The organism is Prauserella salsuginis (assembly GCF_024648885.1).
In the GTDB taxonomy this organism is placed as follows: domain Bacteria; phylum Actinomycetota; class Actinomycetes; order Mycobacteriales; family Pseudonocardiaceae; genus Prauserella; species Prauserella salsuginis.
On sequence record NZ_JANBBF010000008.1, the window covers coordinates 778,342 to 792,376 of the forward strand.

General features: G+C 67.1%; 12 protein-coding genes. 2 read left to right on the top strand and 10 right to left on the bottom strand.

Annotation, left to right across the window (positions count from 1 at the left end; translation table 11 throughout):
* From LY40_RS05095 to LY40_RS05120, 6 genes are all read right to left on the bottom strand, one after another.
* Positions 1-921, bottom strand: a complete 921-nt coding sequence (locus tag LY40_RS05095) for an alpha/beta hydrolase (protein WP_183786733.1) — start codon at positions 919-921, stop codon at positions 1-3.
* A gap of 54 nt (positions 922-975) precedes the next feature.
* Positions 976-1,806, bottom strand: coding sequence for a DUF6282 family protein (locus LY40_RS05100; protein WP_258936077.1), 831 nt, complete (start codon positions 1,804-1,806; stop codon positions 976-978).
* Positions 1,803-2,612 carry an IclR family transcriptional regulator gene (locus tag LY40_RS05105; RefSeq protein ID WP_183786732.1) on the bottom strand — a complete coding sequence of 270 codons (810 nt, stop codon included), beginning with the start codon at positions 2,610-2,612 and terminating at the stop codon, positions 1,803-1,805. Before LY40_RS05105 ends, LY40_RS05100 begins: the two co-directional genes overlap by 4 nt.
* Positions 2,613-2,669: 57 nt before the next feature.
* Positions 2,670-4,019 carry a sodium/glutamate symporter gene (locus tag LY40_RS05110; protein ID WP_183786731.1) on the bottom strand — a complete coding sequence of 450 codons (1,350 nt, stop codon included), beginning with the start codon at positions 4,017-4,019 and terminating at the stop codon, positions 2,670-2,672.
* Between the two features lie 1,103 nt (positions 4,020-5,122).
* Positions 5,123-5,773 (bottom strand): CoA transferase subunit B, encoded by a 651-nt coding sequence (locus LY40_RS05115; RefSeq protein WP_258936078.1) that lies wholly within the window; start codon positions 5,771-5,773, stop codon positions 5,123-5,125.
* Positions 5,774-5,782: 9 nt separating this feature from the next.
* Entirely contained in the window at positions 5,783-6,496 is a 714-nt protein-coding gene (locus LY40_RS05120) for a CoA transferase subunit A (RefSeq protein WP_183786729.1), read from the bottom strand.
* A gap of 155 nt (positions 6,497-6,651) precedes the next feature.
* Between LY40_RS05120 and LY40_RS05125 the strand changes: the two genes are divergently transcribed.
* Positions 6,652-7,443 (top strand): IclR family transcriptional regulator, encoded by a 792-nt coding sequence (locus LY40_RS05125; RefSeq protein WP_258936079.1) that lies wholly within the window; start codon positions 6,652-6,654, stop codon positions 7,441-7,443.
* 214 nt (positions 7,444-7,657) lie between these two features.
* Positions 7,658-8,320, top strand: coding sequence for an O-methyltransferase (locus tag LY40_RS05130; RefSeq protein WP_258936080.1), 663 nt, complete (start codon positions 7,658-7,660; stop codon positions 8,318-8,320).
* A gap of 118 nt (positions 8,321-8,438) precedes the next feature.
* On the opposite strand, the gene glyA is transcribed toward LY40_RS05130, so the two are convergent.
* From glyA to gcvP, 4 genes are read right to left on the bottom strand one after another with little or no spacing between them, the layout of a single operon-like run.
* On the bottom strand, positions 8,439-9,710 hold the full coding sequence (gene glyA, locus LY40_RS05135; protein WP_258936081.1) for a serine hydroxymethyltransferase: 1,272 nt from the start codon (positions 9,708-9,710) through the stop codon (positions 8,439-8,441).
* 3 nt (positions 9,711-9,713) lie between these two features.
* Positions 9,714-10,088: a glycine cleavage system protein GcvH gene (gene gcvH / locus LY40_RS05140; RefSeq protein WP_183786725.1), complete on the bottom strand. Its 375-nt coding sequence runs from the start codon at positions 10,086-10,088 to the stop codon at positions 9,714-9,716.
* A 10-nt stretch (positions 10,089-10,098) separates the two neighbouring features.
* Positions 10,099-11,178, bottom strand: a complete 1,080-nt coding sequence (gcvT, locus tag LY40_RS05145) for a glycine cleavage system aminomethyltransferase GcvT (protein WP_258936082.1) — start codon at positions 11,176-11,178, stop codon at positions 10,099-10,101.
* A gap of 4 nt (positions 11,179-11,182) precedes the next feature.
* Positions 11,183-14,026 carry an aminomethyl-transferring glycine dehydrogenase gene (gene gcvP, locus LY40_RS05150; RefSeq protein ID WP_258936083.1) on the bottom strand — a complete coding sequence of 948 codons (2,844 nt, stop codon included), beginning with the start codon at positions 14,024-14,026 and terminating at the stop codon, positions 11,183-11,185.
* Positions 14,027-14,035 lie beyond the last annotated feature (9 nt).

Consider the following 14,035-nt stretch of genomic DNA (forward strand, 5'->3'; position numbering starts at 1 on the left):
TCAGGCCCGAACGAGACGCGCGGGCTCTACGCTGTCACGAAAGGCGTCGGTCATGAACTCTTCCACGTGCTCACAGAGCCGGATGAACTCCGGATGGTCTCCGTACATGAAGTCGTTGTGGCGACCGTCGATCGTGTAGAAACTCTTCGGCGACGGAGCCGCGGCGAACAGCGACTCCGCTTCGGTCATGGGATGCAGCGTGTTGTGCACGCCGTGCCCGATGAACAACGGAGTTCCAGCCAGGTGCTGGACGACTCGTTCGACCTTGGTGGAGATGACGGACTCGGTGAACTGCAGCCGAGTCGGATGCCCGAACCCGTAGACCTGCTCGAGCTCCTTACCGACGTACTCCTTGGTCGCCGGGTCCAACGGGTAATGCTCGAATGTATCGGCCAGTGCGGATTCACCGCAAAGGACGCGTTGGGTCCGGTCTTGGCGGACGGTTTCGAGGATGGCGGTCCACTCGTCGTACGTGTGCACCGACCTCAGCCAGCGTTCGCCGTCGTAGAAACCGTTGAGCGCCGCAACGGCAGCGACCCTCGGTCCTTGTTGCGCGGCGAGGACGACGTTGGCTGCCCCCATGCCCCAGCCGATGAGGCCGACCTGGCGGGAGTCGACGTCGTCGCGGGATTGAACGAAGGTTACAGCGTTACGAACGTCCTCGACTTGCTGCTCGATGAGCACGGTTCCTTTCTCACCCTCACTGTCAGCCATGCCTCGGTAGTCGAATCCGAAACAGCTGAACCCTTGCGAGGTGAGCCGCTTGGCGAACATCTTCGGGTAGAATTCATTGAAACCCTGATAACCGGAATTGATGATGACCACCGGCTTGGAAACATTGACGGGCACATTCTCGGGGTAATAAAAACTTGCCTGAAGGCGCGCACCTTCACTGTAGAAGGCAGTCTTGTTCTCGATCACGGTTCTGTCCTTTTCTTTCGTAGGAATCTTTCCGCGGCACAGAGGTGAGGATCTTTAGGCTGGAGCGAAAAGCCCCTGCGGCACACGTGAGGCCGCGTCCTCGAGCCAGTTTCGGTCCAGACCTTCGCCTGTCAGGGCGTCGATGAGCATCTCCAGGGCATCGGGTGGCGCCGGAGAGTCGATCTGGCCGGCATCCGATGCCAGCACCAGCCGGCGACCGGCCGCCTCGGCGACCCTGGCCAACATTGCGGGAGTACACCCCGGCTGGTGGAGCAGTTGAAACGTGGTGATCTCCGCGTACCCTCCGGCAGCCACGAGCTCTCCGGTCGCCGCTGGGCTCAGCCCGGGGACGGTGTAGGAGGGATGCGTGAACAGCACCCGGTTGATGCCGTAATAGCGGGACCTCTCGGCGAGCCAGCGGCATTCTTCGCCGCTGAGGTGTCCCGTCGCCAGGACGGCATCGTGATCGGCGATGAGCGCCATAACCTGTTCGACATCGTCGGCCGCCGTCTCGTCCAATGGGGGTATGGCGTAGGTGTGTGTCCCGAGACGGGGCTCTTGTCGGCACAGCCGGGGCAGATCGGCTGCGTGCTGGGTGTGCGCGTCCGCAGTGGGCATCCACACCACCCGACCCCCTGCGGCCAGAGCCGCCGCGACGGCACTCGGGTTGATTCCGCCGCAGTGCTGATTGAGGGCGATACCGCCGTAGACCGACTTTCCGACCGCGCGCGAAGCCGCATGTGCGCGGCCAACGGTCGACTCGTAGTGGGCCTTCAGTACGAAACCGTCGAAGTCCGAGTTGGTATAGGTCTCGGCAATGACCGTGTCGTCCCCGAATCTGTCGATGACATCGGGGCCCGCGTGTACATGGCTGTCGAACATCATTGGTCCTTGGGCGGATACGTCGGGCCGGCCTCCGGTGAGGCCAGGGTCGTGCTGACGTAGTCGGCTGCATGACGGATGCGCCGCCCCAGGTCGGGCAGGCCACCGCCCAGGCGGTACGAGGGCACGGAGATGTTCAGCGCCGCAGCGATGCGGCCGTGGACATCACGCACCGGCGCAGCGACCGCCGAGAGACCCTCTTCGAACTCGTCGACCACGGCGACGTAGCCCAGCGAACGGCCAGCCTGAATGCTGTCCAACGTGCCTTTGACCTGCGACAAATCACCGACAGGAGATTCCCCCTCCGCGCTGCGTTCGGAACTGAGGGCGACCACACTGCGAACCTCGTCGGCTGAGTCATCGAGCATCAGGGCCCGCCCCGTCGAGGTGCTTGTCATCGGAACGGTTTTACCCACCCAGTTCACCGCCTCCACTGCACGCTGCGGCCCTTCGGTGAGGATCGTCAGAACCTGATCATGGCGACGGATACTCAGATGAGTGCGTTCACCGACAGTACGACTGAGTTGCCGCATCACCGGTGGCGCAAGCAGCAGCAGCCGCTGGTCTCCCGCCTGAGCCGCCACAGCGAACAGGCGCCACCCGAGGCGGTGAACGCCGTCGGGGTCCTTCTCCACCAGACCAAGGGCCACCAGAGGCTTGAGCTGGCGCGACACGCTGGACTTGTCCCGGTCCATAACCCTCGCCAGAGACGAGGTCGTCATGCCGGCCCGCCCGGTTCGATTGGCCTCTGCGAGAGCTTCCAGTACCGCCAGAACCCGCCCCGCCGCCGTGTCGCCGATGCCGTCCATGGAACCACTGTCTGTCGCCGGTGCGACCGGTGCAACTACGTGTTGCATGACTTGCAACTACACCTTCTCCGTCTGCGCGGCAGCCGGAGTGCGGGCGAAGGTCAGCTTGGCGAGCGTGATGATGGCGATCCCGACAGCGGTCAGCACCAGCGCAGTTGTCCACGCCCATCCTGCGATGACCAACACGGGCAACACAGCGATGATCGCGATGTCGACGAAGCCGATCGGCACATAGGCCACCCCGTAGTAGTCGAGCGTCTTCGACTTCATCTCCGGGTCGACGATGCGCAACACGGCGATCCCCATCGCCACCGTGCCCGTGTGTACTCCCCAGAGGAACAGGGACTGTTCGACGGGGTGGTCCGTAAAGGTCCTCTTGGCGACCAGGAAGTAGTAGGAGGCGATGAACACCACACCGAAGGTCAACAGCAGGGCCAACGGCCCGGCATAGGAAACCACGATGTCGGGGCTGATGCTGGCAACACCGAACGCCACCAACAGATCGCTGGCGGAGCTGGAGGTGCGCTCGAAGAGCTGCACGTCGAAATGCCTGCTCGCCTTGGTGGCCCGCATCACGAGAACCACGAGGATCGCAAGCAGGAACGCAACAGAGAAGGTGGGCACGCTGAGACCGCCCGCCGCCTGCGAGATCCATTCGGCGATGAGGTAAGCCACGGCCGATACCGCCAGGATCACCCCCGCGTGGTAGACCAGCGGATCGATGGACATGGTCGAGACCGGACTTTTCCCGACCGACTGCCGACGGTCAGGGTGGACCATCCCGGTGCGCAGCTCCTGGGGAAGATCGCTGAATTTCTGAAGATACGACGTCCGACCCCGCTGAGACTCGTACTTGATCAGCAGAATCCCACCGACGATGGCTACCACGATCCCGACCGTGGCAGCCGTCATCCCCAGCGCTTGAGCCTCTACCCACCTGTCACCGTAGACATCGGCAATGGCCGCAGCGGTGCCGTGTCCTCCCATGAAGCCTGCGGCCAGCATCAGACCGAACCCGTCAGGTATATCCATCATCGGGAACAACATGGTGATGATTCCCAGAGAGAAGAGAAGTCCGACTCCCCAGTACAGAATGACAACCGATTGGAACGTCGCCCAGGTCGCAGCGACGTTTCTGACCGCTTGGGAGAAAGATCCCAGCCGGGAAGTGAAGGGCATGGCCGCAAACACCACCGCAATGAGAATCCCCGAATAGTCGGCGAGGGACTCCGAGAATGGAACAACGCCAAAGCCGTTGGGACCCAAGACGAGCCCCAGCATTCCCGCAATAAGACTGGCCGGCAGGAAAAGAGCCTGGAGAACCCTGACCCGCGCTCGCAGCCATGTTCCTACCAGCAGTAGGAGGCACATAAACCCCAGATCAGTGAAAAGCTCCCACGCCGTCACATCAATCTCCCTTGCCTCAGCGGCCAGCCTTCGCCGCTGACCACATCGAAGACGCAGCCATGGGAACTCTTGCCCTACGCGTCATTGCCGGCGCCCAAGCGTGAGGCTGACGAGAACCTGGGGCAACTTCCTGTTGCGCTTATTGCAACCCGAAGCCAGTCGGCGCTGCCTCACCGGGCGGAGCGTTATCGCCGATGCCGTGGATCACGCCGAACCCTGATGCGCCCGAACATGCCGATGATGCGCCATGCACCGGTGTTTGCACGTGAGTGCCTGAAGTCCTTACGCACCACGTCACGACAGGGATCGGCGACTTCTCGGCCCATACTTGCCGGTGTCGCACAGTGACGCATCACGCTAAGAAACGTCGCATCACCGCGCCATATCGAACCACGGCTCACATGGACTTGAGTGACGAGCCTCGTTGATGCCGGCCGCCGACGTCACCCGAGCCAAGCACGTGGTGGTGCGCTGCGGCTTGATCGCACCGCGTTTCCGGCAGCTATACGCGCTCACGGACGGCTCCGTCGCCGCGTACGTGGGGGACACCGGCGAGGCCACACAGCCGTCTCCGACGCACCGAGACTCGACCCGCATACACGAGGACCAGCTCCCGCACGACTCACCTGCAACGGCACCCTGCTCCGTCCGACCCGGGTAGCAGCCTTACCCGCGGGAAGTCCGTAAACGACATCGTCGTTGGTGGCACGCAGGTGCCTCTGCCATTCCGGCAGCAGGTCACGCAGGTCGTCTAGCGAGACGGAAGCCCGCCTCGTTCCGCTACGGCTCATGGTGCAAACGTCGACGGGCGAGTCCTTGGCCGTACGAGCACCGAACGAGTTCGCATCCGCCGCGTTTCCGCTGGTGTGGGCCGGGTCGGACTTGAACCGACGGCCGAAGGATGATGAGACGTCCGGCAGTCGTCGCACAGCCCGTTCACAGGTGGAAAACACTCGCGCAAGACGTCACCGTGGGTGCGAACCAGGCCGCATAAGCAACCTTTTCGCACCCACACTCGCACCCGGGCATCCATCAGCGCTGAAACCGACGCGTGGGACGCCGGTGGTGCGCCTGACTAAACGTGGCATCGCCGCGTTCGGCGGTTATCGGCGACCGGCTTCGGCCGTCTCCGCGATCGGCGCGTCGGTACGGTTCCGGACCTCGTCTTCGGTGACGCCGGGGGCGAGCGCGACCAGGCGGAGGCCGGTGTCGGTCACGTCGAGCACCGCGAGGTCGGTGATGATCCGGTTGACGACGCCCGAGCCGGTCAGCGGCAGGGTGCATTCCTCGACGATCTTCGGGGTACCGTCCTTGGCCACGTGGTCGGTGAGCACGACGACCCGGCGTGCTCCGACGACCAGGTCCATCGCACCGCCCATACCTTTGACGAGCGCCCCCGGGATCGTCCAGTTGGCCAGGTCGCCGGCTTTGCTGACCTGCAACGCCCCCAGGACGGCGATGTCGATGTGCCCGCCGCGCATCATGCCGAACGATGCGGCCGAGTCGAAGTAGCTGGCGCCGGGGTTGACCGTGACGGTCTGTTTCCCGGCGTTGATCAGGTCGGCGTCGTCCTCCCCCTCGACCGGGAACGGCCCGACACCCAGAATGCCGTTCTCGCTCTGCAGCGTCACCTGCACCCCGTCCGGCACATAATTGGCGACCAGGGTCGGGATGCCGATCCCGAGGTTGACGTAGTCGCCGTCGCGCAGCTCGGCGGCGGCGACGGCTGCCATGTCGTCACGTGTCCAGGCCATGGGTAGCTCCTAGTCGGTCGGCACGTCGGCGCGAGCGCGCACCGTACGCTTCTCGATGTCCTTGACGCGCGGCGCCGCTTGAACCATGCGGTCCACGTAGATGCCCGGTGTCACGACCCGTTCCGGGTCGAGGAACTCGCCGGTGAGGTGTTCGGCTTCCACCACCGTCACCCGGCCGCAGGTCGCCACCACCGGGTTGAAGTTGCGCGCGCTGGCCCGATAGACGAGGTTGCCCGCCGGGTCCGCGGTGTGCGCGTGCACCAGCGCCACGTCGGCGACGATCCCCCGTTCCTGTACATGCAAATGCCCGTCGAACTCGGCCAGCGGCTTACCCTCGGCCACCGGAGTTCCCACCCCGGCACGCGTGTAGAACGCCGCGATACCCGCGCCGCCGGCACGGAGCCGCTCCGACAGGGTGCCCTGCGGCGCGAACTCCACCTCCAGGGTCTCGTCGAGGAACTGCTGGGCGAACAGCTTGTTCTCCCCCACATACGAGGCGATGACCTTGGCGACCTGCTTGTTCTCCAGCAGAATCCCGAGACCCTTGCCATCGACACCCATGTTGTTCGACACCACCGTCAACCCGGTCACCCCGCTGTCCCGAACCGCCTCGATCAGGTCGTTCGGGATCCCGCACAGGCCGAACCCGCCGACGGCGAGCGTCATCCCGTCCACGAGCACATCGGCCAACGCCTCCTGCGCCCCGGCACGCAGCTTCGACACCTCGTCACCTCCCACCGTCCGACTACCGAACGGCGAGAAGTACAACGACTCGCTCGCTGTTTGGCAATATATCCAGGCATATCCACCGAAAGGTGATCGCACACCGAGCGCACACCTTCCTAGGCGTTCACTGAATGAACGCCTAGGCTCGAGCCATGCGCGAGGTATCGAACGCACACCTGGTCGGCAGAGTCGGAGGCGTGTTGCGCGCGCTGTCCGCGAGAAACGACAGCGGCGCCCTCACCGCCGAGCTGGCCCGTGACACCGACCTCCCACGACCCACGGTGCACCGCCTCCTCACCTCGCTGGCCGAGGAAGGCTTCGTCGACCGCGACCAGTCGACCGGCCGCTGGTTCCTCGGCCCGGAGCTCTACCTACTGGGCCAGACCGCGGGCAGTCGCTACGACGTCACCCACCACGCCCGCGCCAGCGTGCACCGGCTGGCCGAAGCAACCGGCGAGAGCGCCTTCTTCTCCGCGCTACGCGGCGAGGAAACCGTGTGCCTGATCCGCGAGGACGGCGATTTCCCCATCCGCTCGTTCGTGCTCTACCAAGGCGCCCGATTCCCCCTCGGCGTCGTCTCGGCAGGACTTGTCACCCTTGCCTTCCTCGACGACGCGGAGATCGACTCCTACCTCGACCGCACCGACCTGACCCGCCGATGGGGGCAGGCCCACTCCCCCGACGACATCCGTGCCCGCATCGAACGCACCCGCCGCGACGGATACGCCGTCAACCCCGGCCTCGTCGTCGAAGGCAGCTGGGGCATGGCAGCAGCCGTCTTCGACCCCACCGGACGCCCCTCCTGGGCCCTCACACTCACCGGCATCGAAACCCGCTTCACACCCGAGCGGCAACCCGAACTCGGCGCACTACTCCTCCACGAGGCACACGTCCTCAGCCAACACCTCAACACCCCGAACGCGAAGCCCGCACAAGGGCGATGACACACCGCCGCACGACCTTTGGCAGCTGACCGAGCGCAATCACGGGCAGTGCCAGCACCCGCCCCGCCGCGCCTACGGTCGTGAATTCGACACTCTCGATCGACCGGCACCCGGCACCGGCGCAAATCGGCGTACCGGTTCTCCAACTGTCGGGCACCGAGCCGCGGCGGAAACTGCCGAGCACGCTGCGCGAGCAGCGCCTAACCTACCGGGCATGGATCCTCGGACATGGGCCACGGTGGACGACTACCTGACCGACAACCTGCTCGGTTCCGACGAGGCGCTCGACGGCGCGGCCCGCGCGGCCGCGGAGGCCGGCCTCCCGGACATCGCCGTCAGCGCGCCACAGGGCCGGTTCCTCACGCTGCTGGCCGGCATGGTCGGTGCGCGGTCGATCCTCGAGGTCGGCACGCTCGGCGGCTACAGCGCCATCTGTCTCGCGCGCGCGCTGCCACCGGAGGGCACGCTGATCACGCTCGAGGCCGACCCGCGGTTCGCCGACGTGGCACGCGGCAACGTCGACCGCGCCGGAGTCGGCGACCGGATCGACATCCGTGTCGGCACCGCACTCGACACCCTGCCCACCCTCCACGACGAAGCCCCGTTCGACCTCGTCTTCCTCGACGCGGACAAGGGCAACAACGCCAACTACTTCCGCTGGGCACTCGAGCTGAGCCGGCCCGGGACGGTGATCGTCGTGGACAACGTCGTCCGGGGCGGCGCCGTCGCCGACGCCGCCTCCGACGACCCCGGGGTGCGCGGCACCCGGCACATGTTCGAGCTGATGGCGACCGAGCCGCGCGTGGACGCCACGGCACTGCAGACCGTCGCAGACAAGGGCTACGACGGCTTCGCACTGGCCCTCGTCACCGGCTGAGCACTCTGTCACCGGCTGAGCACTCTGTCACCGGCTGAGCACTCTTCTGGCAAACACGGCAACGGCCCGCCGCGCCGAGGCGCGATCGGGCCGTTGCCGATCGGTGCTGGTACCGCCGTCAGGAAAGACCGGGATACAGCGGGTGCTTCTTGGCGAGCAGCTCGACGCGCCCGCGCAGCTCACCGAGCGCGGCATCGCCGGTGCTCGGCTGCAGCGCACGGACGATGATGTCGGCTACCTCGGTGAAGTCCTCGGCACCGAAACCGCGCGTGGCCAGTGCCGGCGCGCCGACGCGCAGCCCCGACGTCACCATCGGCGGCCGCGGGTCGAACGGCACGGCGTTGCGGTTCACCGTGATGCCGATCTCGTGCAGCCGGTCCTCGGCCTGCTGTCCGTCCAACGTGGAGTTGACCAGGTCGACGAGCACCAGGTGGACGTCCGTACCGCCGGTCAGCACGCGCACTCCAGCCTCGGCCGCGTCGGACTCGGACAGCCGGTTCGCGAGGATCTTCGCGCCCTCGATCACGCGCTGCTGCCGCTCCTTGAACTCGTCGCTGGCAGCGATCTTCAGCGCGACGGCCTTGCCTGCGATGACGTGTTCGAGCGGACCGCCCTGCTGCCCGGGGAAGACCGCCGAGTTGATCTTCTTGGCGTACTCCTGCTTCGACAGCACGATGCCGCCGCGCGGACCGCCGAGCGTCTTGTGCGTCGTGGTGGTGACGACGTCGGCGTACGGCACCGGGTTCGGGTGCAGGCCGGCGGCGACCAGACCGGCGAAGTGCGCCATGTCGACCATGAGCTTGGCGCCCACGGAATCGGCGATCCGGCGGAACTCGGCGAAGTCGAGCTGCCGCGGGTAGGCCGACCAGCCGGCGATGATCAACTGCGGCTTGTGCTCGCCGGCCAGCCGCTCGACCTCGGCCATGTCGATCAGACCGGTCTCCTTGTCGACATGGTAGGCCGCGACGTTGTAGAGCTTGCCGGAGAAGTTCAGCTTCATGCCGTGCGTCAGGTGGCCGCCGTGCGCGAGGTCCAGCCCGAGGATCGTGTCACCCGGGTTGAGCAGCGACACCATGGCGGCCGCGTTGGCCTGCGCGCCCGAGTGCGGCTGCACGTTGGCGTGCTCGGCGCCGAAGAGCGACTTGGCACGCTCGATCGCGAGGTCCTCGATGACGTCGACGTGCTCGCAGCCACCGTAGTACCGCTTGCCCGGGTAACCCTCGGCGTACTTGTTCGTCAGCACCGAGCCCTGCGCCTCGAGAACCGATACGGGCGCGAAGTTCTCGGAGGCGATCATCTCCAACGTCGACTGCTGGCGGCGCAGCTCGTCGCTGACGGCCGCCGCGACCTCAGGGTCTACAGTGGACAGATCGGCTTCGAACGAACTCAATGGTCAGCCCTCCTGGGTGAGCGCGGTATAGGCAGCGGCGTCCATCAGCTCCGGCATGCTCTCGACGCGGACCTTGAACAGCCAGCCTTGTTCATACGGATCGGAGTTCACGGACTCCGGGGTGTCGATGACGGCCTGGTTGACCTCCGTGATCTCGCCGTCGACCGGGGCGTAGATCTCACTGACCGACTTGGTCGACTCGATCTCGCCGCACGGCGTGCCCGCGCTCACCTCCGAACCGGCCTCCGGCAGTTCGACGAAGACGACGTCGCCGAGGGCCTCGGCCGCGAATGCGGTGATACCCACGGTGGCGACGTCACCGTCGACGGAGATCCACTCGTGTTCCTTGGTGTAGCGCAGGTTCTGGGGAATCGTCATGTCAGGCCTTTCAGCGACGCTGGTAGAACGGCAGGGCGACCACCTCGACGGGTTCGAGGCGACCGCGGATGTCGGCGGACAGGGTGGTCCCGGGCTCCGAGCACCGGACGGGCACGTACGCCATGGCGATCGGATGCCCGAGAGTCGGCGAGAGTGCACCGCTGGTGATCTCCCCGACCTCGTCGTCGCCCTGCAGCACACGGTAGCCGTGCCGCGGCGCGCGCCGACCACTGCCGGTGAGCCCGACCAGGACCGTCTCCGGTGCGGGCCGGCCCTCGAGGGCCGCACGGCCGACGAAATCACCCTCCTTGTCGAACCGAACCACCCGGCCGAGGTTCGCCGCGAAGGGGGACCCGTCCGCGGAAAGCTCGTTGCCGTACAGCGGCATGCCCGCCTCGAGGCGAAGCGTGTCCCGACAGGCCAGACCGCACGGCACGATCCCGTGGCCCTGGCCCGCCTCGGTCAGCACCTGCCACACGGCGGCCGCGTCGTCGGCCGCGACGAACAGCTCGAAGCCGTCCTCGCCGGTGTATCCGGTGCGTGCGAGCAGCACGTCCCGCCCAGCGACAGTGGTCGGCACGCTCGCGTAGTACTTCAGCGTGGACAGGTCCGCGTCGCTGACGGCGCCGACGATGGCCGCAGAGGTCGGACCCTGCACCGCGATCAGAGCGGTCTCGGCGGAACGGTCGGTGACCGTCGTGTCGAACCCCTCGGCGCGGCGCACCAGTTCGGCCGACACCTCGGCGGCGTTGCCCGCGTTGGCGACCACCAGGTAGCGCTCCTCGGCGAGGCGGTAGACGACCAGGTCGTCGACCACACCGCCGCGCTCGTTGCACATCATGGTGTACCGGGCGCGGCCCACGGCCACGGCCGACAGCTTTCCGCTGAACGCGTAGTCGAGCGCATCGGCGGCCTGCGGACCGGCCAGTTCGATCTCGCCCATGTGCGAGAGGTCGAACAGCCCGGACGCCTCGCGCACCGCCCGGTGTTCGGCGAGGTCGCTGGAGTACCGCACCGGCATGTCCCAGCCGGCGAAGTCGGTGAACGACGCGCCCAGTCCACTGTGGACGTCGTGTAGCGGAGTCTTCATCGTCTCAGCTTTCGAAATCGGTGACGGGCGGGCAGGAGCACACGAGATTGCGGTCACCGTAAGCGCCTTCGATGCGGCGCACGGGCGAGAAGTACTTGCCCTTGGCCCGCGTCTTGCCCGGGTAGACCGCCAGCATGCGATCGTACGGCCGGTCCCACTCCCCCGCGATCTGCTCGGCGGTGTGCGGCGCACCCCGCAACGGGCTCTGCTCGACCTCCCACGTGCCCGAGGCGACCTCGGCGACCTCGCGACGGATCGAGATCATCGCCTCGCAGAACCGGTCCAGCTCCCCCAGGTCCTCGCTCTCGGTCGGCTCGACCATGAACGTGCCCGCCACCGGGAACGACATCGTGGGCGCGTGGAAGCCGTAGTCGATGAGCCGCTTGGCGACGTCGTCGACGGTCACGCCGGTCTGCTTGGTCAGCTGCCGCAGGTCGATGATGCACTCGTGCGCCACGAGACCGTGCTGGCCGGTGTAGAGCACCGGATAGTGCGGGCTCAACCGCGCGGCGACGTAGTTCGCCGCCAGCACGGCGACCTGCGTCGCGCTGGTGAGCCCGGCCGAGCCCATCATCCGCACGTACGCCCACGAGATCGGCAGGATCGACGCCGAGCCGAACGGCGCACCGGAGATCGGCCCCACGCCGGTCGCGGGCCCGGCCTCCTCGAACTGCGGGTGGTTGGGCAGGTACGGCGCGAGGTGCTCACGCACCGCCACCGGGCCCACGCCCGGACCGCCACCACCGTGCGGGATGCAGAACGTCTTGTGCAGGTTCAGGTGCGACACGTCGCCGCCGAACTCGCCCGGTTTCGCCAGTCCCAGCAGCGCGTTCAGGTTCGCACCGTCCACATAGACCTGTCCGCCCGCCTCGTGCACGATGTCGGCCAGCTCGGCGATCCCGGTCTCGTAGACACCGTGCGTCGACGGATAGGTCACCATGATCGCGGCCAGCGTGTCGCTGTGCTCGTCCACCTTGGACCGCAGGTCGGCGAGGTCGATGTCGCCGTCGTCGGTGCAGGCCACGACGACCACGCGCATACCGGCCAGCACCGCCGAGGCCGCGTTCGTGCCGTGCGCCGACGACGGGATCAGGCAGACGTCGCGCGCGGGGTGGCCGTTCGCACGGTGGTAGGCGCGGATCGCGAGCAGCCCGGCGAGCTCGCCCTGGCTGCCGGCATTCGGCTGCAGCGACACCGTGTGATAGCCGGTGACCTCGGCCAGCCAGGTACTGAGCTGGTCGGTCAGCTCCCGGTAGCCGAGCGCGTCCTCCGCAGGGGCGAAGGGGTGGATGCCCGCGAACTCCGGCCAGGTGACCGCCTCCATCTCCGTGGTGGCGTTCAGCTTCATCGTGCACGAGCCCAGCGGGATCATGCCGCGGTCCAGCGCGTAATCCAGGTCGGCCAGCCGGCGCAGGTAGCGCAGCATCGCCGTCTCCGACCGGTACGTGTGGAAGACCTCGTGCGTCAGGTACTCGGTGGTGCGCTCGAGTCCGACCGGGACCGCCGAGTCGCCTTCCGGCTGTGCGGTGACGCCGAACGCGGCGAGCACCGCGGCCACCGTCTCGGCCGACGTGGCCTCGTCACAGGCGATCCGCACGTGGTCCGCGCCGTCGCGGCCGAGGTTGATGCCGGCCTCGCGGGCGGCCGTGACGACGGCGTCGGCCTTACCCGGCACCCGGGCCAGCACCGTGTCGAAGAAGTGTTCGTGGACGACCTCGACGCCCCCGTCCCGCAGGCCGGCTGCCAGCGCCGTGGCATGACCGTGCACGCGTTCGGCGATCCCGCGCAACCCCTCCGGGCCGTGGTAGACCGCGTACATCGAGGCCATCACCGCCAGCAGCACCTGCGCCGTGCAGATGTTGCTGGTCGCCTTCTCCCGGCGGATGTGCTGTTCACGGGTCTGCAGCGCGAGCCGGTACGCGGGGGCGCCTGCCTCGTCGACCGACACGCCCACCAGCCTGCCCGGCAGCGACCGCTCGAGCCCCTCCCGCACGGCCAGGTAACCGGCGTGCGGACCGCCGTATCCCATGGGCACGCCGAACCGTTGGCTGCTGCCCGCGGCCACGTCGGCGCCGAACTCGCCGGGAGCCTGCACCATGGTCAGCGCCAGCAGGTCACCCGCGACGCAGTAGAGCGCCTTGGCTTCCTTGGCGGCCTCACCGATGCGCGAGTAGAACTCCGGCTCGCGCAGCACACCGGACACACCGGGATACTGGACGACGACGCCGAAGAACTCGTCGGGCAGCCCCTGCGAGAGGTCGCGGACATCGAGTTCGATGCCGATGACCTCCGCCCGCGTGCGCAGCACCGAGACGGTCTGCGGCAGGCACTCGGCGTCGACTACCAACGTCGAGGACTTGGCCTTCGACGCACGGCGCATCAGCATCATCGCCTCGGCCACGGCCGTCGGCTCGTCGAGCATCGAGGCGTTCGCAGTGTCCAGGCCCGTCAGGTCGGACACCATCGTCTGGAAGTTGAGCAGCGCTTCGAGACGGCCCTGCGAGATCTCCGGCTGGTACGGCGTGTAGGCCGTGTACCAGGCCGGGTTCTCCAGCACGTTCCGGCGGATGACGGCCGGCGTCACGGTGTCGTGATAGCCGAGCCCGATCATCTGGGTCATCGGCCGGTTCTTCTCCGCGAGGGCGCGCAGCTCACCGATGGCCTCCTGTTCGGAGGCGGGCTCGGGCAGCGACAACGCACCCGACGTCTGGATGGCCGACGGCACAGCGGCGGCGACGAGCGCGTCGAGGCTGCCGTAACCGCATTCGGCCAGCATCTTTGCCTGCTCCGACTCGGCAGGGCCGATGTGCCGGGGCATGAACGTCGAAGGCAGTGCGGGCACTGTCATCGAGGAGCT